The following is a 24,071-nucleotide window of genomic DNA, read 5'->3' as shown; positions in this document are numbered from 1 at the left end:
ATGCTGGTAGATCGTTTGATCCCATTTGCCCGGCGCCGTCAGCACAGCGCGCCGTGTGGCGCGTTCTCTCCGGCCGTGGCTGACCGCATCGAGGCGGTTCTTTGCGAATTTCACGGAGTTATGGGCGCGTGCCGAATGACTCCGGAAGGTTGTCGCAACTCGCATGTCTGTCACCACCCCTGCCGCCGTACGGCCCGAGGACTTCCCCGAGCCGACCGAGCCGACCGCTGAGGCGGTCGCCGCAGCGGCCCCCGAGACCCCCGAATCGGCCGACGAAGCGCCGGAATCGGCTGCCCAGGCCGACCAGACCGATCAGACCGATCAGACCGATCAGACCGACCAGACCGATCAGGCCGACCAGGCCGCCGAGCCGCAGATCACGTTCGGCGACCTGGGGCTCCCCGAGGCCGTCGTCCGCAAGCTCGCCCAGAACGGTGTGACCGCGCCGTTCCCCATCCAGGCCGCCACCATCCCGGACGCGCTGGCCGGCAAGGACGTGCTCGGCCGCGGCCGCACCGGCTCCGGCAAGACGCTCTCCTTCGGCCTGCCGCTGCTCGCCCGGCTGCACGGGGGCCGCACCCAGCGCAAGCGTCCGCGCGGCGTCATCCTCACGCCCACCCGCGAGTTGGCGATGCAGGTCTCCGACGCGCTGCAGCCGTACGGGGACACGCTCGGCCTCAAGCTGAAGGTCGTCTGCGGCGGCACCTCGATGGCCAATCAGATCTCCGCGCTCGAACGCGGTGTCGACATCCTCGTCGCCACCCCGGGCCGGCTGCGCGACCTGATCAACCGCGGCTCCTGCTCGCTGGACGACGTCGAGACGGCCATCCTCGACGAGGCCGACCAGATGTCCGACCTGGGCTTCCTGCCCGAGGTCACCGAGATCCTGGACCTCGTGCCCGAGGGCGGCCAGCGGATGCTCTTCTCCGCCACCATGGAGAAGGAGATCGACTCCCTGGTCCGCCGCTACCTCGTCGACCCCGTCTCGCACGAGGTGGACGCGGCGCAGGGCGCGGTGACGACCATGACCCACCACGTGATGGTCGTGAAGCCGCGCGACAAGGCGCCGGTCACCACCGCCATCGCCGCCCGCAAGGGCCGCACCATCATCTTCGTCCGCACCCAGCTCGGTGCGGACCGCGTCGCCGAGCAGCTCCGCGAGGCCGGGGTGCCCGCCGACGCGCTGCACGGCGGCATGACGCAGGGCGCGCGCACCCGCACGCTGGCGGACTTCAAGGACGGCAGGGTCAACGTCCTGGTCGCCACGGACGTCGCGGCCCGCGGTATCCACGTCGACGGCATCGACCTGGTGCTCAACGTCGACCCGGCCGGCGACCACAAGGACTACCTGCACCGCTCGGGCCGTACGGCACGCGCGGGCGAGTCCGGGACGGTCGTCTCGCTGGCCCTGCCGCACCAGCGGCGGCAGATCTTCCGGCTGATGGAGGACGCGGGCGTGGACGCTTCGCGGCACATCATCGGCCGCGGCGACGTCTTCGACGACGACGTGGCCCGCATCACCGGCGCCCGGTCGCTGACCGAGGTCCAGGCCGAGTCCGCCGCCAACTCGGCCCGCCAGGCCGAGCGCGAGGCCAAGAAGCTCAACCGTCAGCTCGAGAAGCTCCAGCAGCGCGCAGCGGAACTCCGCGAGGAGGCCACCCTGCTGACCGCCCGTGCGGCGCGGGAGCGCGGCGACGACCCGGAGGCCGCCGTGGCTGCCGCCGCCGAGGCGGAGGCGGAGCAGGCCGCTGAGGAGGCCCGCGCGGAGGCACGCCGCGAGGCGAAGGCGGAGGCCGAGCGCCGCGAGCGGGCCGACCGCGAGCGCCAGGACCGGGACCGCGGCGGACGCTCCTCGTACGACCGGCGGGACCGGGACCGCGGCGACCGCCGTGCGAACGACCGGGGCGGTGACCGGGGCGGTGACCGCGGTGGCTTCCGCCGGGACCGCGACCGGGACGAGCGCCCCTACGGCCGCGACCGGGACCGGGACCGCCGGGACGGCGGCCGTGGTGACGGCGGCCGCGGCGGCTCCGGCGGTGGCGGCTTCCGTCGCGACGACGTCCGCCGTGACGACCGCCGTGAGGGCGGTGACCGCGGAGGTTTCCGCCGGGACGGCTTCCGCAGCGGTGACCGCCCGCACGGCCGCGAGCGCCGCGACGAGCGCCGCCCGCACGGCCGCTCCGGTGACTACCGCTCCGGTGGCTCCCACGCCCCCGGCCGCAACGGCGCCCGCACCCCGGACCGCCGCGCGGACAAGCCCCGCTGGAAGCGCAACGGCTGACCCCCGGTGAGGGCCCGGCCCTCCCGAACGCGTGCCCGAGCACGGCTTCGAAGGCGTTCAACCCGGAATGCCTTCGAAGCCCGCCGGGCCTCCGGGCTATGCTGCTCGGTGCGGGCCGTTAGCTCAATTGGCAGAGCAGTGGACTTTTAATCCATTGGTTGTGGGTTCGAGTCCCACACGGCCTACCGCCGGACCCCAGGTCAGAGACTTCTGACCTGGGGTCTTTCGCGTATGTGAGGGCGTACAGATCGTTTGCCGGCAGCCGCTGCCGGCCCGAGTGAGCGAGGCGCCGACTTCTGTTCCTCGCAGGGGCGTTGAGGCGCGACGTGGAGGAGCCGTCGAGGCGTTGGCCTCGGCGGCTCCGTGTCCGGCATCGGGCGGGTGCGCGATGGCGAACGGATGAACCCGACCCGGCCGGAGCGATCTGGGGCGTGTCCGAGGAGTCACCGGTGGCTGCGGGTGGCGGCCGTCACCGACTTCGCTGGCTCCGGTCGGGACAATTGGGGGAGCCGGTTGACTATGTGATGGGGGGCCCTGTGAGTCTGTCGGGACAGATACTTCCGCTGGTGGGTGTTGCGCTGGGCGCTGTCGGGTCCTTCCTGGTGAGCAGTTTGAACGACCGGGCACGGTGGCGGCGTGAGCAGTCCGTGCGCTGGGACGGGCGGCGCCTGGACGCCTATGCCGAGTACATCCACGTGGTCAAAGAGCTTGCGGGCCGCTATCAGAGCATCGCTGCGGGCCGCGGGCTGGTGACCGGTCCCGCGCCGCTGGAGCTCACCGCCGAGGTGCTCACCGAGCTCGGCGTGGCTGAGGCCCGCCGTTCGGCGCTGGGAGAGACGTGCGAATTGTTGGGCGACACTGACACGAACACCGCGTCCAAAACGCTGAACCACTGCCTGTGGCGGCTGGAGCACCTGGCGCGGGGCGTGCCCACGGAAGTCGAGCAGCCCTGGGACCATGCGTACTTGGAGTTCAGAGACGCACAGCGGCGGTACCTCGAGTGCGCACGGGCCAGTCTGGGGGTGACCGGTCCGGTCAACCGGGATGTGGCCTGGCCCTCGGCTTGGCGGCCCCTGAGTCGATCGTCACGTGCCGAGTGACGAGGCGGGCCTGGTTCACGGCCGGAGCCGAAGCCGGAGCCGGAGCCACGTTGACCACGGTCCCTTCTCGGTCACCAAAGCGATGCCCGAGGACGAGCAGGACCGTATCAGCGACAGCGCCACGCTGGAGAGCACAGAAATCCGATGCCTCGACGACAACGCATCTCGGCTTCCGCGCAGGGGCGGGATGCGGTCAGCAGCGACTGGGCGAACAAGCCGGAGCAGAAAAGTGAGGGGTGGGAGGGAGAATACGACTGCGGGGAAGAGTTCTGCTCGGCCGCCGACCATGGAAAGCTCGACCGCAGGCGCGGGTGGGCGACTGATGCGCCGGTGTGCGCGGGCGGTTCCGCACGCTCTGGTCGTCGCTGTTCTCGGCACGGGGCTCGTGGCCTGCGGTGATGGCGAGTCCTATGCCGTGCCCGAGAAGCTCTGCGGCACGCCCGTCAAGAGCAGGCCGCTGGAGCGACTGCTGCCCGGGGGCGAGAAGCTGACGGAGAAGACCAGCCGCGGCACCAACGGGACGAGTGACCTTCCTGGCCCTGGCTCGTTCGCCGATCCCTGACCGGGTGCCACGGGAGCGGACGGCGGGTGGGATGCGCAGAGTTGCCGGGCCAGCGGCAGAGATTCGGCGGCGCTCCCGTGAGGGGTCAGTGGCCGCGGGGGGCGTACATGATGACGGCCATCCCGGCGAGGCAGATCAGGGCGCCGATGATGTCGAAGCGATCGGGGCGGTAGCCGTCGGCGGTCATGCCCCAGGCGAGGGATCCGGCGACGAAGATTCCGCCGTATGCGGCGAGGACGCGGCCGAAGTTGTCGTCGTTCTGGAAGGTGGCGACGACGCCGTACAGGCCGAGGGCGATGACTCCCGCGCCGACCCAGAGCCAGCCCTTGTGCTCACGCAGGCCCTGCCACACCAGCCAGGCCCCTCCGATCTCGAACAAGGCGGCGACGGCGAACAGGGCGAGGGAGCGGGCGACGAGCACGGCAGGCACCTTACTGGTCCGGAGGGACGTTCCGGGCTGCTCGCCGGACGGGAGGCGGCCGGGCCGGGCCCGGCACGGTGCGCCGTCCCGTGGCCGTGCGGGCGCCGGGAGGGCCGGGGCGTGGCTCAGCAGCAGGCGCATCCCGGCCCGCAGCCGCAGGCGTCGGGTGCCGGGTGCCTTCCGGCGGCGTCGGGTGCGCAGCAGCCCTTGCCCTGCCAGGCGTCGCGGCCCTCCTTGACGGCGAGGGCGGCGACGGTCAGCGCGGCGACCGGGTCGGCCCAGGTCCAGCCGAGCAGCCAGTTGGCGAGCAGGCCCAGCAGGACGACGGCGGAGAGGTAGGTGCACAGCAGGGTCTGCTGGGAGTCGGCGACGGCGGTGGCCGAGCCGAGTTCGCGCCCGGCTCTGCGTTGCGCTGCGGACAGGAACGGCATGACCGCCAGGGACAGGGCGGCGAGGACGATGCCCGGGATCGAGTGGCGGGCTTCGCCGCTGCCGGTCAGGGCACGTAGCGAGTCGACGGTGACGTAGAGCGCCAGGGCGTAGAAGGAGACCGCGATGACGCGCAGGGCGCGCCGCTCGCGGGCCTCCCGGTCTGCGTGGTCGCGGGCGGAGAACTGCCAGGCGACGGCCGCCGCGGAGGACACCTCGATGACGGAGTCGAGCCCGAAGCCGATCAGCGCCGTGGACGAGGCCAGGCTCCCGGCGGTGAGCGCCACGGCGGCCTCGACGGCGTTGTAGGCGAGGGTCGCGCCGACCAGGAGGCGGATGCGGCGGGTGAGGGCTTCGCGGCGGTCCGGGCCGGGGCCGAGGGACGTCGCGGTCATTCAGCAGCAGCCCTTCTGGGCGGTGTCCGGGCAGGTGCGGTCGGTGTGGACGGCGAGCACGGCGGTGCGCAGGTCGTCCAGGGCGTGTCCGAGACGTGCGTCGGCCAGTTCGTAGCGCGTGCGGCGGCCGTCCGCGACGGTGTCGACCAGGCCGCAGTCCCGCAGGCAGGCCAGGTGGTTCGACAGTCGGGTGCGGGAGATCCCGAGGGCGTCGGCGAGTTCGGAGGGGTAGGCCGGGGCCTCGCGCAGGGCGAGCAGGATGCGGCAGCGGATGGGGTCGGCCAGGGCGCGGCCGAACCGCGCCAGCACGGCGATGTCGGCGGCGAGTGTCAGCACCTTCCGGATAGTACACAAGACGCTGAATTCAGGGAATCGTGAATCAAGGCGCTCGCCGCGGAAGCCTCCTGCTCCGGTGCAGCGCTGGGTGCTGGCGAACTCGGCGGAGGCGAGGCGCCGTTCGCGGATCGCCGAGCCGTCTCACACCTCTTTGCGGCGTGACGTCCATCACAGCGTTGCGTGGATCAAAAGGTATGGGCGGGGCGATACCTCCTGACCGACATAGGAGAGTTTTCGACGGTCTACTGGACATGTGCGCTCCGGCGGGGTGGTTGCGGGAGCCGGGCCGCCCCGGTGCCCGTAACCAGGTGTTCTGACGGTGTGACAGCCCTGTCGAGGACATGTGAAGCCGCACCAGCACGCATTGCCGCGCACCGCAAGCCGGGGACCGCCGCGACGAAGCCCGCCGGGACCGAACGCTTGTTGCTCCCCGACTTCGGCGGGTCTAAGAATGTCGCCCTGCAAGACGCCCCCGGTGGCTCGTGCACGCCATGGCGTGCGCCTCGCCGGACCAAGGGGGAGAGGGCGTGCCGCGCGATCACGAATGAGGTCAGGCATGAGCAAGCACCGCAACAGCAAACGGATGCACCATCGGAAGATAATCATCGGAGCCGTGGCCGTCACGGCCCTGGGTGTGCCTTCGGTCGCCATGGCCTGTCTGGGCGGGCCGGACGACAAGCAGCCCGTGGCCCATGGTGAGTCGACCGCGCAGCACCGCGGTCAGGCCGATGCGGACCGGGACGGCGACGACTCGAAGCACCTGGGCGGCACCTTCAAGCACCGCAGCGACCGTTCCGAGCACCGCGGCGACCGCGCCAAGCGGTCCCGTCACGCCACGGCCGCCCCCACCCGCAGCGCCCCGGCCGAGCCCACGAAGGCTCCCACCAAGCCCACGGCTCCCTCCTCCACCGCCCCCGAGCCCACCAGCTCGCCCGCGGACTCCGGTTCCTCCGGTCTGCAGGACCAGATCGTCGCGCTGGTGAACAAGGAGCGTGCCAAGGCCGGCTGCAAGCGGCTGACGGTGAACGCCAAGCTGACGAAGGCCGCCCAGGCCCACAGCGAGGACATGGCGGCGCACAAGAACATGTCCCACACCGGGTCCGACGGCTCGTCCCCCGGCGACCGCGTCGAGCGCGCCGGATACTCCTGGAGCACCTACGGGGAGAACGTGGCCTACGGCTACTCCTCGCCCGAGAGCGTCATGGAGGGCTGGATGAACAGCTCCGGCCACCGGGCCAACATTCTGAACTGTGACTTCGAGGAAATCGGCGTCGGTCACGCCCAGCCGGGTCACTACTGGACCCAGGACTTCGGCACCGCCCGCTGATCCCTCGCGCGGGCGCCGACGTCGGCCGACGGCCCCGGCCCCGCGCTCGTGCCCCACCGGCGGCCGAGCCAACCGCAGCACCGGCGTGGCCGCAAGGGATGCGGCACCTTCGGGAGCAGGGCCGCGGTCACCATCGTCGGCCAGGTCTCACCCACACTCTGATCGTCGCCTTCGCGGCCCCCTGGGCGGCGTGGTGCCCGCGATCGTCGTCGGAAGCGGAGGCGTCCGGCAGGACCCGGCACGAGGGCGGGGGCAACTCCGTTGCCTCGGCGATGGGTTCGCGTCCCGCACGGCCTCCCTGTGGACCCCAGGCCGGACTTCTCCGGCCTGGGGTCCCTCCGCGTTCGTCGGGAGGGGAGCAGCGACCTGTCGGCTGAACTGATGCTGATGCCGCTGTGCCGCTGTGCCGCTGTGCCGCTGTGCCGCTGTGCCGCTGCCGGGCCGGTTCGCTTCGGTCCGCTCCGGCCCGGCCCGAGGGGCGTCGGCTCCGCAGTGCGCCAGGCGCGTTCCGGGCGGCGCTCTCAGCCGTCCGGCAGGGACGAGCCGCTCAGCCACGCCGGGAGGGGACGGTAGACCACCAACGAGGTGGCGGGCTTGTCGATGAGCAGGCTCGGGGCCGAGGGGGCCGTCTCACCGTCGTACGAGCACAGCGTGCCGTCCGGTATCCCGGCCAGGTGCAGTCGGCGTCCGCGCGCGGCGGCGTGGACCGGCGAGCGGTGCAGGACTCCGGCGAGCGCCGAGGCCACCAGCCGGGTGCGGGCCCAGCGGCCGGCCCGGACGAGGTGGATGTCCAGCATGCCGTCGGCGAGGTTGAAGCGCCGCGCTCCACCGGGCCCGCCGCCGACGGTGTGGTACGAACAGTTGCCGACGAACAGCAGCCACAGCGACTGTGGGCGCCCGTTCACCCGCACCTCGAACGGCCGGGAGTGGCGCAGCACATGCACCGCCGCGGCCAGCCCGGCCGCCCACGGCCCGACGCGGTGCCGCCAGCGGTCCCGTACCTCGACCAGGTCGCCGTACGCGCCCAGGCTGAAGGTGTTCACGAAGTAGCCGGGCTCGGGCGGCTCGGCGCTCTCCGCGCCCGGGGCCTCGGGATCGTGCCGCACCGCGGTCTGCGCGAACCGGTGCGGCGGGGCGAACCGGGCCAGGTCGACGGCGATGGCATGGCCGGAGCCGACCGCGTCGGCCAGGTCGGCGCAGTTGCCGATGCCGAGGTCGAGGGCGAGGTGGTTGAGGGTGCCGCCGGGCAGTACCGCGAGCGGCACCTGGTGTGCCAGCGCGGCGCGTGCTGCGGCGCTGACCGTGCCGTCGCCGCCGAACACGCCCAGCGCGCCGCCCTCCTCGGCCGCGCGCCGCGCCTCCTCGGCGAGCAGGTCCGGCAGTTCTCCGGCGTCCGGATCCCAGTGCACCACGCGGGCCTCCGGCAGGGCCTCGCCGATCTCGCGTGCGGAAGCCGCCGACCCCGAACCGGGGTTGACCACGACCGACAGACCGCGCCCGTCGGGCAGCGCCGGAGCCTCCACCAGGGGCTGTGCGGGCGGTACCTGGCGCCGCGCGTCCAGTACGGCACGTACCCCGAAGGCGGCCGCGGTGCCGATGGCCGCACCGGCCAGCACGTCGCTGGGGTAGTGGACGCCGGTGTAGACGCGGGAGAACGCGACCGATGCGGCGACCGGCAGCACCGCCGCTCCCCAGCCGCGCGACTCCAGCGTCACCGCGGTGGCGAACGCGGCCGCCGAGGCCGCGTGGCCGGAGGGGAAGGACGTGCTGGTCGGCAGCCGCTTGAGCCGCCGTATCACCGGTACCTCGTCCAGCAGCGGGCGGGAGCGGCCGAAGGCGCCCTTGCCGACGGTGTTGACCACCGCGGAGGTCACCGCGACCGAGGCCAGCCCGCGCAGCGCACCCCGCCGGGCGCCGGGTCCGCCCACCCCGGAGAGGGCGATGGCGGCCGCGGTGCCCAGCCACAGCTTGCTGTGGTCGGCGGTGCGGCTCAGCCGCGGCAGTACGCGTTCGCCGCGCGGCCAGTGGCGCTGGGCGACGCTGCGGAAGAGGGAGCGGTCCCAGGCGCTGAAGGTCCTGCTGAGGGCGGCACGTACCCCCTCGGTGCCCCGGCCCGTCCCCGCCGTACCCACGCCTGCGCCCCTGCCTGCGCCGACTGCCCAGCCACGGTCCCGGGCCCGGCCCCGGCTGCCGCCCGGGCCCCGGCTCAGGCGCGAACGCGGGCCGTGGTGGCGGTGCGTCTCCATCTGCGCCCCTCGCTTCCGTCATGTCCGTCATACGTCACGGGCGGAACTTCTTCTGCCCAGTGCCGCACGGGACACACCGGATCTCAGTGTGAGGGGGGAGGGAAGCGGCGCGTCTCACACAGTGCGTACGCTCCGACGACCAGCAGCGGGACCGCCGTACCCAGGGCCAGTCCGGCCAGTACGTCGGTGGGCCAGTGCACCCCGAGACCGACCCGGCAGATCCCGGCCAGCAGACTCAGCACGGCAGCGCCGGTCCACAGGGCGGCCCGTGCCGCGCGACCGCCGAGCCGTTCGGCGAGCACCCAGGCCAGGGCGAGCAGCACGGCGGTGGCGATCACCGTGTGCCGGGACGGGAAGCCGAAGCCGCTCTCCTGGACCTCCCACAGCTCCGCGGGCGGCCGAGCGCGGTACGCGGCATGTTTGGCTGCGGTCGCCGCCGCGACCGCCAGCGCGGCGGCCCCACCGACCAGGACCAGCGGCCGCCAGGACGCGTCCCGCCACGACAGCCACAGCGCCAGCAGTACCGCGGTGATGACCAGCGGCCCCTCCGCGGCGTGGGTGAGGTAGGTCATCGGTCCGTGCAGGGCCGCGGCGTACCGGTGCTGCACCAGCGCGTTCAGCACCGGCCGGTCGAGGAAGCCCGCGTCGGCGCGGAGCACCAGGAAGGAGGTGGCGGCGAACAGCAGCAAGCTGGCCAGCAGCGCCGCGCTCCATGGCAGGAAGCGCACCGGCTGCCGCCGGGAAGGCTCGCGGCTCCCGCCGCGCCGCGTCGCGCTCCCCGCGGGGAGCGGCACCTGGACGGGCGCCAGCCGCTTGAGGAGTCCCTTGGGGGCGAGGGGCTCGTGGGCAGGCGGACCGCCGGGAGAGACGGCGTCGGGCGGTTCCGGGACTTCGGGCGGTTCCAGGACTTCGGACGGTTCCGGGGGCCCGGTCGGGGCGAGGACTCCGGTCGGGTCCAGGGCTCCGGGCGGTTCCGGGGCTCGGGTCGGTTCCGGGGCTCGGGCCGGGTCCACGTGCCGGGACGGCTCCGGGGTTCCCGTCGACTCCAGGGAAAACTGCCCGCTCATCGGTGGGCTCCTCCTGCGGCTGGCGCGCGATGTCGTCACCCTCAGTAGAGCCGCAGTCGACGGCGGGTGCGAGCGGGGAGCCGCTGGCCGGGTGGCGGCACCGGCCGGGCACCGGCCTACCGGCTGCACCGGCCTACCGGCTGCACCGGCTCAGACGCCGAGGGCGAACGCCGCCGTCAGCAGGAAGCCGCCGTCCGCAGTCGGCCCCGCATGGCAGGCGCCGCCGAGCAGCAGGGCGCGTTCGCGCAGGCCCAGCAGTCCGTGACCGCCCTCCGGGTACGCCTGAGGGCGGGGCAGGGCGGTCGGCGGGCTGTTCCGCACCGCCACGGTCAGCCGCGCGTCCGCCGTACCGGAGTCGCACACCCGCACCGTGACCCGCACCTGGGCGCCGGGCGCGTGCTTGCGGACGTTCGTCAGCGCCTCCTGGACCGTGCGGTAGGCGGCGCGTTCCACCGCTTCCGGGAAGACCGCCCGCGGTACGGAGCCGCCGTCCGGGCCGCCGTCCTGGCTGCCGTCCTGGCTGCCGTCCGGTCCGCCGTCCGGTCCGCCGGGCAGGTCCAGCGTCACCTCCAGTCCGCTCTCCTCGGTCAGCGCGGGCAGGTCGGCCAACCGCGGTGGCGCGGCGTGCCCGCTTCCGGCGCTGCGGCCCGCACGCAGGGTGCCGACCATGTGCCGCAACTCCGTCAGCGTCCGGACGGCGAGTTCGCGCACGGTCCGCGCCAGGTCCCGGGAACTGTCCTGACAGCACGTCATCTGCAGGGCCCCGGCCTGCACACTGATCAGGCTCACCTGGTGGGCGACCACATCGTGCATCTCCCGGGCCAGTTGCTCCCGCTCGGTGGCCACCGTCCGCTCGGCCAGCAGCTCCGCCTCCCGGTGCCGGCTCGCGGTGAGCTCCTGGACGCGCTCGCCCAGTTGCCACCGCGTACGCGTCCAGCGTCCGAACACGGCCGGTGCCGCGCCCTGGACGCAGGAGTCCAGCATGTCGAGCAGGCCCTGGCGGTCCGCGGCCGGGACGAAGCCGCCGGGCGGGTAGGGGATGTAGTGCGCCAGTGCCAGTGCCGCGGCTCCCGTCACCGCGAGTGCGTTGCTGGAGCGTCTGGAGGTGACCGTGTAGAGGGCGATCATCGGGGCGAACCAGATGTAGCCGATGTACATCCCCAGCACCGTCACCGCCAGGACGGCCACCGGCAGTCGGCGCCGCAGGAGCAGTGCGAGAGCGGCCGCCACCGACACGCCCAGCTCCGAGCTGGGGTGTGTGCCGTTGACCAGGAACGCGTCGAGCAGGCCGAGCGCCACCGGAAGGACGAGCCCCAGGACGTGGCGGTGCGCGGCGGCGGCCCCGGCCACCTGCCGGTGGGCGGCGGTGAGCCTGGGGGTGAGTCTGGGGGCGGGATTCACGGCACGGTGCCGGAGGGATCGCTGGTTCCGGGCGTGCCGAGGCGGTTCACATCCCTGGAGGTGTCGGGATCGCCGGGACTGCGGGGAGTGCTGGGACTGCCGGGAGTCCCGGAAGCGTCGGGAGAGGGACCGGCAGTGGGGCGCGCTGCCTGCTCGTGCCGTTCGTGCCCCTCGTGCCCCTCGTGCCCCTCGTGCCGTTCGTGCTCCTCGTGCTCCTCGTGCCGTTCGGGCTGCTCATGCCGGCTGTGGTCCCCGCGCCGACCGGGTTCCTCGGACCGGTCCGCCGCCTTTGAAGTCTCTGACGCCTCTGACGCCGCTGACGCCTCTGACGGCTCTGGCCGCTGCGGCCGCTCCTGCCGTTCGGTTGACAGGCACCCCACGAGGCCGGCCCGGTCGGCGAGTACGGCGGCCTGGACGCGGTTGAGGCCGCCCAGCTTCGCCAGCAGCGCGCTGACGTGGTCCTTGACGGTGCCGTGTGCCAGATTCAGCCGCTGTGCGATGCCGTTGTTCGACAGCCCCTCGCCGACCAGCGCCAGCACCTGCCGCTCGCGGCAGGTGAGGCGGGCCGCACGGTGCTCGGCGTCCGTGCCGTGCCTGCCACCCAGGTAGCCGCCGATCACGGTCGACGTCACGCCCGGCGCGAGCACCCGTCCGCCGTCCGCCAGTACCCGTACGGCGTGCACCAACTGCTCGGGCGCGGTGTCCTTGAGGAGGAAGCCCGCGGCGCCCGCGTGCAGTGCGGCGCCCAGATACTCCTCTGCGTCGAACGTCGTCAGCATCGCGGTCCGCGGCGCCTCCGCGTCCGGGTCGGCGTGGAGCCGGCGCAGCACGGTCAGCCCGTCCACGTCCGGCATCCGGATGTCCAGCAGCAGGACGTCCGGACGGTGCGCCAGCACCGTGGCGACCGCCGCGCCACCGCCGCAGACGGCGACCACCTCGATGTCCGGCGCCGTCCCCAGGACCAGCCGCAGCCCGGAACGCACCAGCTCCTCGTCGTCCACGACCACGACCCGGATCACCGTCGCGCTCCTTGCGTCCTGTGCCTGCTCCCTCCCGGTCCGCTCCTCCCCGCCCTCCGGAGAGGCTACGGCAGGGGCACGGTCAGCCGGTGCGACCTGGAGAGGAGATCGCGCGTCGGGCACCCCGCCGACCGGCGGGGTGCCCGACGCGCCCTGCCCGGGGACCGTCCCCCGCTGCTCCGCCGGGGACTCCTGCCCGGCGCCAGTGCTCCCGCCCGGTCCCTGTGCCTGTGCCGGTGCTCATGGCGCGGTCGCGGTACCGATGACGTGGGGGAGGGGCGGGGTGACCGGGGTGGGGGAGAAGCCGAACCGGTCGAGCCGCTGCACGGTGAACCCGGCGGACCGGACGAGGGCCTCGGTGTCCCGGTCGGGGTGGCAGCCGCCGCCGACCCGGCGCCACAGCGGCGCGACGGCGCTCTGGAGCAGCGCGCCGAGCCGGTTCCGCGACCGTACGTGCTCGTAGAAGCGAAGCTGTCCGCCGGGGCGCAGCACACGGGCGGCCTCCGCCAGCGCGGCACCCGGGTCGGTGATGCTGCACAGCACGAGGGAGAAGACGACGGCGTCGACCGTCCCGGTGCCGACCGGCAGCCCGCCGGCCTGCCCCGCGACGACCGTCACGGGCACAGGCGCCGCACCCGCTGACTGCCTGGCAGCGGCCCGCAGGGAGTCCTCGGGTTCGAGGGCGACGAGTGCGGTGACGGCTTCCGGGCAGTGCGGAAAGTTGCGCCCCTGACCCGCACCGACCTCCAGCACCCGGCCGCTGAGCCCCTCCAGCAGGCGCCGCCGGTGTGCGGCGCCGCCCCGGCGGTCCGCCGCGACAGCGATCTTGAGGTACTGGCGCGCGAAGCGCGGATGCTGGAGGTCCTGCCTGCTGGGCGGTGTTGGTGGGGTGTCCGGATGCACGGGGGCTCCTGTGGGACTCGGGTGCGCTGCCGCCGCCCCGACGGCTGTCCGCGGGGGCCGGCCTCTCCGCGCAGGGCCGGTCCCCGGCCGGGGCGGTCGGCTCCGCCCGGGCTGCTGTTGACCTGGCGGAGGACGGAACTTCGGGGCTGCGGCACTTCGGGGCTGCGACAGCCTTCGGGCTGCATGGCGCGTGGCTACTGGCTACGTAGTGGAGCACCGCCGGCGGTACCCGGGCAAGGGCGCGCGGCGGAGCCGGGCACCGAAAGAGTGACGCCTGGTCCGTCGGAGCCCGCCGCGCGTCGCGGCCGCCGGGCCCGGATCGCGGTCAGTCGTGCTGGGAGCCCGTCGGGAGTTCGCGGATCTTCAGGTCCTCGGCGCTGTCGGACCCGAACCCGTGGTCCAGCAGCTTCGCCGCGTCGGTGTAGCGGTCGTCGCTGTCCAGCACGGTGCCGACGAGGGTCCTGCCGTCGCGGGTGGCCGCGAAGACCAGGCACTTGCCGGCCTGCTCGGTGGTGCCGGTCTTGATGCCGACGGCGCCGTCGTACGCGCCGAGGAGCTGGTTGGTGTTGGTCCAGGTGTAGGTGCGGGTGCGGCCGTTGGCTGCGGGCGCGTCGCCCTTGTACCGCTTGGTCCTGACGACCTTGCGGAATGTGCTGTGGTGCATGGCGTGCCGGGTCAGTTTTGCCAGCTCGACGGGCGTGCTGGTGTCGCCGCGCGTGCCGTCGAAGGTGTCGAACGCCGTTTTGCGGAGGTGGAGTTCCCGTGCCGTCGCGTTCATCTTCCGCAGGAACGAGCCGACCCGCTCCGCGCGGGTGTCGCCGGTCCCGTAGGTGTCGGCGAGGGCGTAGGCGGCGTCGGCCCCGGACGGCAGCAGGGAGGCGTAGAGGAGTTGGCGGACGGTGACCTTGTCGCCGGTCTGGAGATCCGCTGTGCTGGCGTGGTGCTCGGCGACGTAGTCGCGGTACTGCTTCCGGACGGTCACTTTGCGGTCGAGGTCGACGCCGTCGGTGTCGAGGACCACGGAGGCGACCATGATCTTCGCGGTGCTGGCCATCGGACGTGCGGTGTCCGCGGCCTTGTCGAAGAGTGCGGCACCGCTCCTGCCGTCCACCAGTGCGGCGCCCTTCGCGGTGACGGTCGGTGCGGGATCGTCGGACGTGACGGCCCGGGCGACCAGCGGGGAGAGGGCGAGCAGTGAACCGCCCGCGACGACTGCGGCAACGGTCTTGCGTACGTCGGTGATTCTGGTGGTCATGGAAGCGCTCCGGCATCTGCGGGTCGGTGGGGAGCTGCGGTGCCGCCGCGTGCTGTGCGCTGGTGCGGTGCTGCTGCGGTGCTGTGCGCCCCGGCGATCGAGTCGGACACCGGTATTCGATGGCGGGACCGGCACGAAAGTTCACGGCCGGAGGACGGGAGGCGCGAGCGCCGCACGGCCCGGAGGACGGACCGGGTGTGTACGGCAGGTGCTTCGGGCCGTTTCGAGCCGAACCGTCTCCGAGCCGCTCTGCATCGTGCGGCTTCGCGCGTGCGGCTCCGCACGTGTGGCTTCGGACGTGCGGCTTTGGACGTGCGGCTTCGCACTCCGGCTTCGCGTCGGGCCGTGCGGAGGGCGCGCCGTGGTTCAGGTGGTGCCTTCGGTTCGGCCGGCCCAGATGCCCCGGCTGTGGGTGAGGTGTCTGCGCATCAGGTCGGCGGCCAGTTCCCCGTCGCCCGCTTCGAGGGCGTCCACGATGGCGATGTGCTCCTCGCCGGACTGGGTCAACTCTCCCTGGTCCGCCAGTTTTTGCAGGCCCTGCATCCGCGCCTGGTCGCGCAACTGGCCGACCATCGCCACGAGGCGCTCGTTGCCCAGCAGTGCGAGCAGACCGAGATGGAACTGCCGGTCCAGGTCGAGGAAGGCGGGGAGGTCTCCGGTGCGTGCGGCGTCGGTGAGCTGCTCGGCGAGCAGCCGGAACTGCGGCACGGGCGCCCCGTCGAGGACCTGGACCAGCTCGGTCATGGTCGGCACCTCGAGCATGGTGCGGATTCGGAAGATCTCGTCGAGGTCGTGGTCGGTGAGCACCGGGACCCGGAACCCGCGGTTGCGGATGATCTCGACCATGCCGAGGTTGGCGAGGTCCATGATCGCTTCGCGGACCGGGGTGACGGAGACGCCGAGCGTCGCGGCCACATTGATGACGCTCTCGACCTCGCCCGGCTCGATCTGCCCCAGCACGATCCGAGTGCGCACCGCCTCGCGTGCCTGTTCCCGGAGGCTCACCGAGCGCAGTCGAGGTGTGTGGACGGGGGTGGTCGCCGGGCGAGAAGAGGAGGTCACACCTCATGCATAACACGACAGTGGGGGAGCGTCGACGGTACGCCCTTGTGGGCTGGTGTAAGGTGTAATACCTTACTGTTCTTACTGGCCATCCGCGTGAGACGGATGGCAAGCAGACTCGATGGCGGGCGAAACGGAGTGCCATGACGACCTTCACCCTCGGTGAGCGGGAGATCCGCGACGCCGTGCCGATGAACGAGGCGATCGATGCGGTCCGCCGAGGCTTTCTCGACCTCGCTGCCGGGGAGTTCGAGATGCCGACCCGTACCGCGTTGCGCGACGGGCAGTTCCTGGTGATGTCCGCCCATCACCGTCCGACCGCGTCCGCCATGATCAAGACGTTGAGTGTGAACTTCGGGCGCACGCCTGCCATCGCGGGCTCGGTGGTCTGGAGCGAGACCGGACGCCCGGACCAACTCGTCGCCACGGCCGGAACGGTGACCGCCTTGCGCACCGGCGCTGCGGTCGGCGTGGCGACCGACCTGCTGGCCCGGCCCGGGGCGGCACGCCTCACCCTGATCGGTGCCGGCGGTCAGGCTCCCGACCAGATCCGTGCCGTGCACGCGGTCCGGCCGCTGCGCCGGCTGACGGTGGTGGACACCGATCCGCGGCGCGCCGAGACGCTGGTCGAGACGGTGCAGTCCGAGCTGCCCGGGGTGGAACTCCGCACGGCGTCCGACGCGGAGTCGGCGGTGGGGGACGCCGAGATCGTCTGCTGTGCGACCAGCGCAACTGCTCCGCTCTTCCCGGCCTCCGCACTGCCCGAGCGGGTACACGTCAACGCCATCGGCGCCTATCGGCCCACCATGCGGGAGCTGCCCGCCGAACTGCTCGCCGACAGCGCCGTCGTCGTCGACGAACTCGGCGCGGTCCTGGAGGAGTCGGGCGAGGTCATCCACGCGCTGGGAGCCGGAGTCCTCACGGAGGACGCGCTCACGGAACTCGGCACCGCGCTGGCGCCCCCTTCCGCAGCGGCTCCCTCGTCGGGGGCTCGCCTCGCGGAGGCCACCGGGCGGACCGTGTTCAAGACCGTCGGAGTGGCCGTGCAGGACTGGGCCGTCGCCCGCCTCCTGGCCGACAAGTTCCTCCCCTGAGGCGTGCTCCTCCCCTGAGGCGTGTTCCCGTACCCCACCGGCCGAAGCGGCACTCCCGCCGCCGGGCGGCAGAACGCCGCCGAGCCCGAGCCGCAGAACGCCGCACAGCCCGAGCCGCAGAGTGCCGAGCCACCGAGTCGGTGAACCGGAACGGCACACCCCGCAGGGACCGTCCCGATCCGCAGGAAGGACAGCAATGGCAGACAACGCAGTGATCGTCGGCGCGGGTGTGATCGGACTCGCCACCGCCTACCGCCTCGCACGGGACGGCCTGGCGGCCACCGTCGTGGACGCGGCCGACGGCGAGAGCGGAGCGTCCGTCCACAACGCCGGGTGGATCGTTCCGATCATGTCGGCGCCGGTACCCGCGCCGGGCATGGTGGGGCAGGCGCTGCGGTGGATGGCCCGGAAGGACAGTCCGCTGCACATCCGGCCCACACCGCGCCCGGAGCACGTCCGTTTCATGGCGAGCATGCTGCGGTACTGCCGCCCCGGGCCGTTCCACCACGGGGTGGAGGCCCTGGCCTCCCTGAGCGAGCGCGTCGTCCCGCTGTTCGACCAGTACGCGGCGGACGGCGTGCGGTTCGAGTACCACCGCACCGGCCAACTCATGGCCTTCCGGACGCTGGAGGCCATGCGGGGGTACCGGGCTGCCACGGCGCCGCTGCAGCGGATCGGGCACCCGGCCGTCCCGCTGTCGGGTGACGAGCTGCGGGATCTCGAACCGGCCCTCGGCAGACAGGTGCAGGCGGGCCTGCGCTGTCCGCAGGAGCGGCACGTCGACCCGGTCGACCTGGTCAGAGGGTTGAAGGACCGCTGCCGGGAACTCGGCGTGCGCTTCCTGGAGAACTGCGAGGTCACCGGCGTCCGGCTGCGCGGCCCGGCGGTCGCCGCGGTACACGCCGGCGGTGAGGAGGTCGGCGGCGATCTGTTCGTGCTGAGCGCAGGGGTGCACACCGGTCGCCTCGCCCGGCTGGCCGGATGCCCCCTGCCCGTTCAGCCCGGAAAGGGATACGGGTTCGACGACACCGGCGGCACGGTGGCACTGCGGCACTCCGTCTACCTCGGCGAGGCGAAGGTCGCCGTCTCACCGCTGTCCGACCGGCTGCGGTTCGCCGGGACGATGGAGTTCGGCAGCTTCGACACCGCCGTCGACCGGCGTCGTCTCCACGGCATCGTGCGCTCGGCGCAGGAGTTCCTGCCCGACTTCTCACCCGGGGCACCACCGCGCGGCTGGACCGGACTGCGTCCGATGACACCCGACGGGCTGCCGGTCATCGGGCCGTTGCCGGGCAAGGACAACGTGCTCGTCGCGAGCGGGCACTGCATGCTCGGGGTGACCTTGGCTCCGGTGACAGCGGAAGTCGTCTCGGCGTACGTCGCAGGCGGTCGGCAGCTCTCGGAGATCGCCGGTACGGCACGGCCCTTCGCGCCGCAACGCTTCACCTCCGGTCGCTCCGCCGCGACCCGGAACCTCACGGCTTCCCGGTGAAGGCGGGCGGGAGCGGGCCGGGGCGGGTGGTGGTCCGTCCCCGGCCCGCCGGTCCGGTCCAGAGGCGTCGGACCGCTTGAGCATCTGTCGTACCAGGAGCGTCAGGGGTGTGACATCTGTCCATGGTGCGGTGGACGGGCCCGCCCTACCGTCGGAACGCGAGCGCCCGCCGGCCGACCCCGGCTCCCGCGCTCCTCGCTCCGCGCTCCTCGTCGTCCGACGCGCCCCCTTCCGCGCCGCTCCCGCGTACCGGAAGGAACCGGCCCACCCGGCCGAATCGGCCCCCTGCCCACCCTCTATCGGGGTGCGGTGGTGCCGACTCCGCCCCGGCGCCGCCCCGCGCCGCCCCGACAGCGAGGGCGCCGCCCGTGCCGCTGCGGCCGATGCCCGGACCATCCGCCGCAGTGCTCTGTGCCGCCCTGCGGTCACGCCCCCGATCCCTGGAGAAGATCCATGTGTGTGGCAAGCGGACGCCCCCGGCCGGGCGCCGTCCCGGTCCGCCGCCGACCGGACTCCGAACCCGAAGCCGGTGATGATCCCCTTGAGCCCCGATGCCATTGCGGCAGCCCATTCGTCCGATGCGTCGGCTGCCGGTCCCCTCGCTGCCTCGACTGCGACCCGTACCGTTCCGATGACTGCGTCTTCCCTCTCTGAGCAGCCCCGCGACACCGCCACCTCGGCAGCACCGGAGGCGACAGACGGCACGGAAGGCCCGCGGAGGGACGTGCCGCGGGCGTACTACGTCGTGATCGGCAGCGATGCCGCGCGCAGAGTCTGCGGTTCGCTGCGGTCCGCGGGGCACCTCGTACGCCACCTGCGGCAGCCCTCGGACGAAGAGCTGCGCCCGGCGCTGGACGGCGAGGTGGCAGGTGTCGCGGTGCTGTTCGACGACGACGTCGAATCCCTGCGCTACGCGCTCGCGGTGGAGCACCTCCGCCCCCGCGTCCCGCTCGTGGTGACGGTCTTCGACCGGACCGTCGCCGAGCAACTGGCGCGGATGATCCCCAACTGCCGGGTCACCTCGTCCGCCGACGTCGCCGCGCCGGTCCTGCTCGCCGCCTGCGTCCAGCCCGACCTGCTGGCGCTCCGGCAGACCCCGGAGGGACCTGTCGGCGCGCGCTGGGAGCAGGGCGCCGTCCGGCTGGAGGCGTACCGGCCAGCGCGCTCCTTGCGGTACCGGGCCCGACTGGGCAAGATCCGCGGGCAGTTGCGCCCGCACGACGGAAGTTCGCGGATCATGCTGGCCGGACTGGCCGGACTCTTCGGAGTGCTGCTGGCGGACTGGACCTGGGCCGTGACCCTCCACCACCGGCCGCCCGTGGAAGCCCTCCTCGAAGCGGCGCGCACACTGGCCACGGTCGGCCCCGCGACCGCGCACGGTTCGACCGCCTACCTGGTGTTCACCAGCGTCGCCATGCTGGTCACCGTCGTCCTCACCGCCGTCTTCACCGCCGGAATGGTCGACCGGCTGCTGGCCCCGCGCGCGATCGGCATGGTCGGCTCCCGGGCGCTGCCGCGAGCGGGCCACGTCGTGGTCGTCGGGCTGGGGCAGGTCGGTCTCCGGCTGTGCACCCGGGTGCAGGCGCTCGGCTTCGGCGTGATCGCGGTGGAGCGCGACCCGGCCGCCCCGAACCTCCGGCTGGCGAAGGCTCTCGGGATCCCCGTCGTCGTCGCCGACGCACGGGACCGGTTCGTGCTGCGCAAGCTGCGCCTCCACACGGCCCAGGCGATGGCCGCCGTCGCCTCCGACGACCTGGACAACATCGCCGTCGCCGTGGCCGCACGGGCGGTCGACCCCGATCTTCGGGTCGTCGTCCGCGCGGGCGACCACGAGGCCATCGCGGAGACCCGCTCCCTGTTCAGCATCGGTATCGTGCGCGACCTCGCCAGCCTGAGCGCCGCCTACACCACCGCGAGCCTGACCGGGCTGCGGCCGCACGGAGTGCTCGCACAGGACTGCCGGTTGCTCGTGGAGGGACCGGGCGGATCGTTCAGCCCGTGGCCGTACACGGGCCGGTGCGCGCACCACCAGGACGGCGTCCGGAGCGATGACGGGAGCAGCCGCGGGGGCGGCGGCCGGGGCGGACCGCCGACCGCGGACACCGGCGGGTGATGCGGCCGCCGCCGGCGAAGCCCCCGGGCTCCACCGGGTCCCGGCCCGTCGCCCCCGCAGGTGGTCACCCCCCGGACTCCGCCGGAGCGCCCGCGTGGCGGCGCAGCTCCGCGACGATGCGGGCCAGGTCGGCGGGGGCGGCCGCGAGGTGGACAGGCGTGCCCGCGTCGTCGATTTCGGCGATGTGCCACTTCCTGGGGACCGCTTCGCCGTCGCCGCCCCGTGGACGCCGCACGTTCCGCACCGTCAGCCGCTCCACCGGCAGCGGCTTCACCGCGAACCGGCCCGGGCCCCCATGCGGAGCCACCGCGGGCGGGCCGTCGCCGAGAACGACGTGGCTGCCGAAGCCGTTCGGGTTGAAGTCGGTGTGCTCCAGGAAGCGTGCGGACAGGAAGACGTCACCCCGTGCCGTGGACTCGCGGGGCGCGGATGTTCCGGAGGTCACGTGGGGTGCGGTCGGTGCGGCAGCGGTTCCGGACTCCGTGCCCGTGCCCGTGGCGGTTCCTGTGCCCGTTCCGGTTCCCGCAGCCGTTGCCGCGTCGGGCCGGCGGATGCGGCTGGCGTACCAGGCCCAGGCGAACAGGCCCGCGCTGGCCGCCGAGCCGCCCGACGTCCAGGCCGTCACCGCGGGCGAGGCCAGGAAGTCCAGCGGGTGGAGGTAGCAGAGCGGCAGCAGCCACCCGGCGGTGCCGGCCAGCGCGCCCGCGAACGGCAGCGCCGACGGGATGACCTCGTCCTCCGGCAGCCGCCGCCCGCGCAGCCGCATCAGGAGCCGCGCCCCGGGCAGCCCCGCCAGGAGCAGGCATCCGGCCGCCACCATGACCACGTCCCCCGCACCGGGGAAGTGCTCGCGCCACACGTGCCCCGCGCCCGCGACCTCCCGCACCCCGCGCCGCCAGACGGTCAGTTCGACCCGGTCACCGGCCTCGAAGTCGAGCGCTGCCTCGCGCGAGACGCCGAGCCGCTCCAGCGGACGGCCCTCGGTGAAGTACAGCCAGCTCCGCTGCTTGGAGTGGTTGGCGTCCGTCCGCTCGATCTCGGCCCGCAGCGTGGTCAGGCACTCGCCGCGCTCCGCGGCGGGCGTCGCCGCGGTGCAGGGGACGGCGGCCTCCCAGGCGCTCTTCTCCGTCTCGGCCGCCGGTACGAAGGCCAGCGCGGTGCCCGCGCCCGCCAGCAGCAGCACGCACAGGGCCAGTGACCCGGCCCAGGTGCGTCCGGCGGTCCGCGCCGAGATGACGGGGACGCGGTCGGTGCGCGGGGCCGAGGTGGGCGCGTGGCGGCGGTGCAGTGCGCGCAGTGCCGCCAGCTTGGCCTCGAAGTCGGGCAGTTCGGCCGCAGAGCGGCATACCGGCAGTGGCAGGAGGCGCTTGCGCCGACCGCGCAGCACCAGCACGATGCGGTGGGTCTCCGGGACGCGCCAATTGTCCGTGTGCATCCGCCGGATCTGAAGGTCGGAGATGTCGCTCCACGGTATGTGCCGTCGGCGCAGCAGGGAGCGGAGGTGCACACCGTCCGCGTCCGCGGTCACCCGGTGGCTGACCGCGTGGAGCATCGCACAGCTGATCAGCGCGACGAGCAGACCGATCCCCGCCCAGGGGTTCGGAGGTGTCCCCAGGTGGATCGCGCGGGCCGCCTCCAGACCGGTCACGGCGGTGCCGAGCCCGGCGGAGAGCCACAGGGCGCGCCGCCACGGCGCGGAGCACGGCACTTCCCACGTTTCGGTCATGGCTGCGATTCTTCCTCGCTCCCGGCCGGGCGCGCTGCTGCCCCCTGCGGCAGCCTGCGCCGGGCCACGCTGCCGGGGTCTGGAAGAGAGCGCGGGCGAGGAGGGCCGGGCGTGGGTGAGCCGTCGGAAGCCGGGGCCTCTGGGCGCCTCCCCTGCCGCCCGTCGGCTCATCGAGGGCGGCTCGTCGGAAAACTTCCGGGAGGCGTGAACTTTCCCCGCGGAGGCGGCATCCCACTCTGCGTATCCGCCAACGTGATCAGCAGCAGAGGGAGTTTCCGATGCGTTCGCGCCTTTCCTTCCGTTCTTCCCGTCTTGCCCTGGCTGCCGCCGGTGCGGCGGTCCTCGCAGCGACCGGTGCGGCGACGGCTTCCGCTGCCGCCGCCCCGGACAGCGGTGTGCGCGCCGAGGCCGGTCAGCAGGCCGGTCAGCAGGATGGGTGGGGGCAGGCGTGCGGTACCGACGACCTGAATTTCACGGTCAGCACGGAGACCCAGGCCGGGGGGTACTACCTCGTCACCGCCAAGGCCAAGCCCGGCATCACCTGCTACCTGGAGGGCACCATCCCCTCCGCCTCCTTCGGCTCCGCCGCCGACACCAAGGCGTCGCCCGCCGAACAGGCGGTCACCGACCCGGTCGAGCTCTCCGGCTCCACGGCCGCCTACGCCGGTATCAGCCCCAAGACGACCAACAACGACGACGGCAAGGAACTCGGCCGGCTCATCCTCGCCGTCGCCGGTGACGAGTCCCACCCGGTCAGCTTCCAGCTCCCCGAGACCGTCCGGGTCGACCGTCCCGTCACCACCAACTGGCACGCCGACCCCGCCGACGCCGTCCCCTTCGCCGCCTGACCGCGTGCCGGACCGCGTGCCGGACCGCGCGCCGGACTGCGCACCTGACCCGTGGCCGGACTGCTGCCGGACTGCGGCCGTCCCGCGATTCCGGCTCCGGGGCCGGGGGCGCTGCGGCTCCGGGCCGGGTCAGGCGCGGACCCGAGGAGGGGAGGGGTCCGCGGCCTGACCCGGGAGCCGGCTCGGAGAGGGGGCGGGGACGCTGCCGCGGAGCTCGGCCGTGAACTGGGCCCCGGCCAGCAGCGCGAGGTTGGACAGCCACAGCCAGATGAGGAAGACCACGATCCCGGCGAGTGAGCCGTACAGCCTGCTGTAGGCGCCCAGCAGTGAGGTGTAGAACGCGAAGCCCGCCGAGACCGTCAGCCACAGCCCGGCGGCGAGCACACCGCCGGGCAGGCTGTCGCGGCGTCGGCGTGCGGGCGGGGGTCCGGTACGGAAGACGACGAGCACCGTCAGGGCCACCAGGCACAGCAGCAGCGGCCAGCGCACCAGACCCCAGGCCAGTGGCGCGGTGCCGCCCAGGTGCAGCAGCCGGCCGAGGAACCGTGCGACCGGACCGCTCAGCAGCAGCACGAGAGCGCTGATGACGAGCAGGACGAGCAGGCTCAGCGCGGTCGCCACGATCCGGGGGGCCTTGCGCAGCGGCGAGCGGCTGTCCGGAATGCGATGCATGCGGTGCAGCGCGCGGCGGAAGACGGCCAGATAACTGCAGGCCGACCACAGTGCGCTGCCCCCGCCCGCCGCCAGCAGCGTCCACGTTCCGGAGCGCGGCGTGAGGATGTGGGCGAGCAGGTTGTGGAGCTCGGCCCCGGACTGGCCGGGCGCGTAGCGGGTGACGTGCGCGACGAACAGTTCTGCGGTGTCCGGGCTGATGAGGGCGAAGGACAGGACGGTGACGAGCAGCGCCGGCAGCACGGTGAGTATGGCGTAGTAGGTCAGGGCCGCCGCGTAGTCGTTGATGTCGTCGTTCCACATCCGTACCGGGATCCGGCGC

Annotated in this window: 20 protein-coding genes and 1 tRNA gene; 9 read left to right on the top strand and 12 right to left on the bottom strand. The window is 73.2% G+C overall.

The features are described from left to right. Positions 1-163: 163 nt before the first annotated feature. From BMX65_RS04765 to BMX65_RS04750, 4 genes are all read left to right on the top strand, one after another. On the top strand, positions 164-2,281 hold the full coding sequence (locus BMX65_RS04765) for a DEAD/DEAH box helicase (protein WP_074998892.1): 2,118 nt from the start codon (positions 164-166) through the stop codon (positions 2,279-2,281). Between the two features lie 112 nt (positions 2,282-2,393). Continuing rightward, positions 2,394-2,466 (top strand) — tRNA-Lys (locus tag BMX65_RS04760). A 381-nt stretch (positions 2,467-2,847) separates the two neighbouring features. After that, on the top strand, positions 2,848-3,381 hold the full coding sequence (locus BMX65_RS04755; protein WP_239502147.1) for a hypothetical protein: 534 nt from the start codon (positions 2,848-2,850) through the stop codon (positions 3,379-3,381). A 322-nt stretch (positions 3,382-3,703) separates the two neighbouring features. Then, on the top strand, positions 3,704-3,943 hold the full coding sequence (locus BMX65_RS04750) for a hypothetical protein (protein ID WP_074998891.1): 240 nt from the start codon (positions 3,704-3,706) through the stop codon (positions 3,941-3,943). 85 nt (positions 3,944-4,028) lie between these two features. On the opposite strand, the gene BMX65_RS04745 is transcribed toward BMX65_RS04750, so the two are convergent. The 3 genes from BMX65_RS04745 to BMX65_RS04735 all read right to left on the bottom strand — a co-directional run bounded on the left by BMX65_RS04745 (position 4,029) and on the right by BMX65_RS04735 (position 5,524). Beyond that, a complete protein-coding gene (locus tag BMX65_RS04745; RefSeq protein WP_074998890.1) occupies positions 4,029-4,364 on the bottom strand; it encodes a YnfA family protein in 336 nt (111 codons plus the stop codon). A gap of 125 nt (positions 4,365-4,489) precedes the next feature. Further along, entirely contained in the window at positions 4,490-5,188 is a 699-nt protein-coding gene (locus tag BMX65_RS04740) for a cation efflux transmembrane domain-containing protein (RefSeq protein WP_074998889.1), read from the bottom strand. Beyond that, a complete protein-coding gene (locus tag BMX65_RS04735; RefSeq protein ID WP_074998888.1) occupies positions 5,189-5,524 on the bottom strand; it encodes an ArsR/SmtB family transcription factor in 336 nt (111 codons plus the stop codon). A 556-nt stretch (positions 5,525-6,080) separates the two neighbouring features. Between BMX65_RS04735 and BMX65_RS04730 the strand changes: the two genes are divergently transcribed. Beyond that, entirely contained in the window at positions 6,081-6,851 is a 771-nt protein-coding gene (locus BMX65_RS04730; RefSeq protein ID WP_074998887.1) for a CAP domain-containing protein, read from the top strand. A gap of 521 nt (positions 6,852-7,372) precedes the next feature. Here the strand turns inward: BMX65_RS04730 and BMX65_RS04725 are convergent. The 7 genes from BMX65_RS04725 to BMX65_RS04695 form a co-directional block, all read right to left on the bottom strand. After that, a complete protein-coding gene (locus BMX65_RS04725; protein WP_074998886.1) occupies positions 7,373-9,097 on the bottom strand; it encodes a bifunctional phosphatase PAP2/diacylglycerol kinase family protein in 1,725 nt (574 codons plus the stop codon). Positions 9,098-9,180: 83 nt separating this feature from the next. Next, positions 9,181-10,164 carry a phosphatase PAP2 family protein gene (locus tag BMX65_RS04720; RefSeq protein WP_074998885.1) on the bottom strand — a complete coding sequence of 328 codons (984 nt, stop codon included), beginning with the start codon at positions 10,162-10,164 and terminating at the stop codon, positions 9,181-9,183. Between the two features lie 150 nt (positions 10,165-10,314). Beyond that, the gene (locus BMX65_RS04715) at positions 10,315-11,565 is read right to left on the bottom strand and encodes a sensor histidine kinase (protein ID WP_079171697.1); all 1,251 of its coding nucleotides are present in this window, start codon (positions 11,563-11,565) and stop codon (positions 10,315-10,317) included. Next, on the bottom strand, positions 11,562-12,584 hold the full coding sequence (locus tag BMX65_RS34095) for a response regulator (RefSeq protein ID WP_079171696.1): 1,023 nt from the start codon (positions 12,582-12,584) through the stop codon (positions 11,562-11,564). Before BMX65_RS34095 ends, BMX65_RS04715 begins: the two co-directional genes overlap by 4 nt. A gap of 240 nt (positions 12,585-12,824) precedes the next feature. Further along, a complete protein-coding gene (locus BMX65_RS04705; protein ID WP_074998884.1) occupies positions 12,825-13,487 on the bottom strand; it encodes a class I SAM-dependent methyltransferase in 663 nt (220 codons plus the stop codon). Positions 13,488-13,812: 325 nt separating this feature from the next. After that, positions 13,813-14,742, bottom strand: a complete 930-nt coding sequence (locus tag BMX65_RS04700; RefSeq protein ID WP_074998883.1) for a D-alanyl-D-alanine carboxypeptidase family protein — start codon at positions 14,740-14,742, stop codon at positions 13,813-13,815. Positions 14,743-15,108: 366 nt separating this feature from the next. After that, complete coding sequence (locus BMX65_RS04695; RefSeq protein WP_074998882.1) at positions 15,109-15,804, bottom strand: GntR family transcriptional regulator; 696 nt, start codon at positions 15,802-15,804, stop codon at positions 15,109-15,111. Positions 15,805-15,947: 143 nt separating this feature from the next. Between BMX65_RS04695 and BMX65_RS04690 the strand changes: the two genes are divergently transcribed. From BMX65_RS04690 to BMX65_RS04680, 3 genes are all read left to right on the top strand, one after another. Then, entirely contained in the window at positions 15,948-16,898 is a 951-nt protein-coding gene (locus BMX65_RS04690) for an ornithine cyclodeaminase family protein (protein ID WP_074998881.1), read from the top strand. Between the two features lie 196 nt (positions 16,899-17,094). Further along, positions 17,095-18,390: an NAD(P)/FAD-dependent oxidoreductase gene (locus tag BMX65_RS04685; RefSeq protein WP_074998880.1), complete on the top strand. Its 1,296-nt coding sequence runs from the start codon at positions 17,095-17,097 to the stop codon at positions 18,388-18,390. Positions 18,391-19,021: 631 nt separating this feature from the next. After that, the gene (locus BMX65_RS04680) at positions 19,022-20,503 is read left to right on the top strand and encodes an NAD-binding protein (RefSeq protein ID WP_239502148.1); all 1,482 of its coding nucleotides are present in this window, start codon (positions 19,022-19,024) and stop codon (positions 20,501-20,503) included. A 64-nt stretch (positions 20,504-20,567) separates the two neighbouring features. On the opposite strand, the gene BMX65_RS04675 is transcribed toward BMX65_RS04680, so the two are convergent. Then, positions 20,568-22,229: a PH domain-containing protein gene (locus BMX65_RS04675; protein WP_074998879.1), complete on the bottom strand. Its 1,662-nt coding sequence runs from the start codon at positions 22,227-22,229 to the stop codon at positions 20,568-20,570. Between the two features lie 278 nt (positions 22,230-22,507). On the opposite strand from BMX65_RS04675, the gene BMX65_RS04670 reads away from it, so the two are divergent. Further along, a complete protein-coding gene (locus BMX65_RS04670; protein ID WP_074998878.1) occupies positions 22,508-23,077 on the top strand; it encodes a DUF4232 domain-containing protein in 570 nt (189 codons plus the stop codon). Positions 23,078-23,206: 129 nt separating this feature from the next. Here BMX65_RS04670 and BMX65_RS04665 read toward each other — a convergent pair whose 3' ends face one another. After that, a complete protein-coding gene (locus tag BMX65_RS04665; RefSeq protein ID WP_074998877.1) occupies positions 23,207-24,052 on the bottom strand; it encodes a YihY/virulence factor BrkB family protein in 846 nt (281 codons plus the stop codon). Positions 24,053-24,071 lie beyond the last annotated feature (19 nt).

It is taken from the genome of Streptomyces qinglanensis (genome assembly GCF_900111245.1).
Taxonomy (GTDB): Bacteria; Actinomycetota; Actinomycetes; order Streptomycetales; family Streptomycetaceae; genus Streptomyces; species Streptomyces qinglanensis.
Note: the sequence above shows the minus strand (reverse complement) of the source record. Positions and strands in the feature narration are given on the sequence as shown.

Coding starts and splice junctions, on each gene's coding strand:
- BMX65_RS04765 (WP_074998892.1), top strand. CDS start 164: ATGTCTGTCACCACCCCTGCCGCCGTACGGCCCGAGGACTTCCCCGAG.
- BMX65_RS04750 (WP_074998891.1), top strand. CDS start 3,704: ATGCGCCGGTGTGCGCGGGCGGTTCCGCACGCTCTGGTCGTCGCTGTT.
- BMX65_RS04740 (WP_074998889.1), bottom strand. CDS start 5,188: ATGACCGCGACGTCCCTCGGCCCCGGCCCGGACCGCCGCGAAGCCCTC.
- BMX65_RS04730 (WP_074998887.1), top strand. CDS start 6,081: ATGAGCAAGCACCGCAACAGCAAACGGATGCACCATCGGAAGATAATC.
- BMX65_RS04725 (WP_074998886.1), bottom strand. CDS start 9,097: ATGGAGACGCACCGCCACCACGGCCCGCGTTCGCGCCTGAGCCGGGGC.
- BMX65_RS04720 (WP_074998885.1), bottom strand. CDS start 10,164: ATGAGCGGGCAGTTTTCCCTGGAGTCGACGGGAACCCCGGAGCCGTCC.
- BMX65_RS04700 (WP_074998883.1), bottom strand. CDS start 14,742: ATGACCACCAGAATCACCGACGTACGCAAGACCGTTGCCGCAGTCGTC.
- BMX65_RS04690 (WP_074998881.1), top strand. CDS start 15,948: ATGACGACCTTCACCCTCGGTGAGCGGGAGATCCGCGACGCCGTGCCG.
- BMX65_RS04685 (WP_074998880.1), top strand. CDS start 17,095: ATGGCAGACAACGCAGTGATCGTCGGCGCGGGTGTGATCGGACTCGCC.
- BMX65_RS04680 (WP_239502148.1), top strand. CDS start 19,022: ATGACTGCGTCTTCCCTCTCTGAGCAGCCCCGCGACACCGCCACCTCG.
- BMX65_RS04675 (WP_074998879.1), bottom strand. CDS start 22,229: ATGACCGAAACGTGGGAAGTGCCGTGCTCCGCGCCGTGGCGGCGCGCC.
- BMX65_RS04670 (WP_074998878.1), top strand. CDS start 22,508: ATGCGTTCGCGCCTTTCCTTCCGTTCTTCCCGTCTTGCCCTGGCTGCC.
- BMX65_RS04665 (WP_074998877.1), bottom strand. CDS start 24,052: ATGTGGAACGACGACATCAACGACTACGCGGCGGCCCTGACCTACTAC.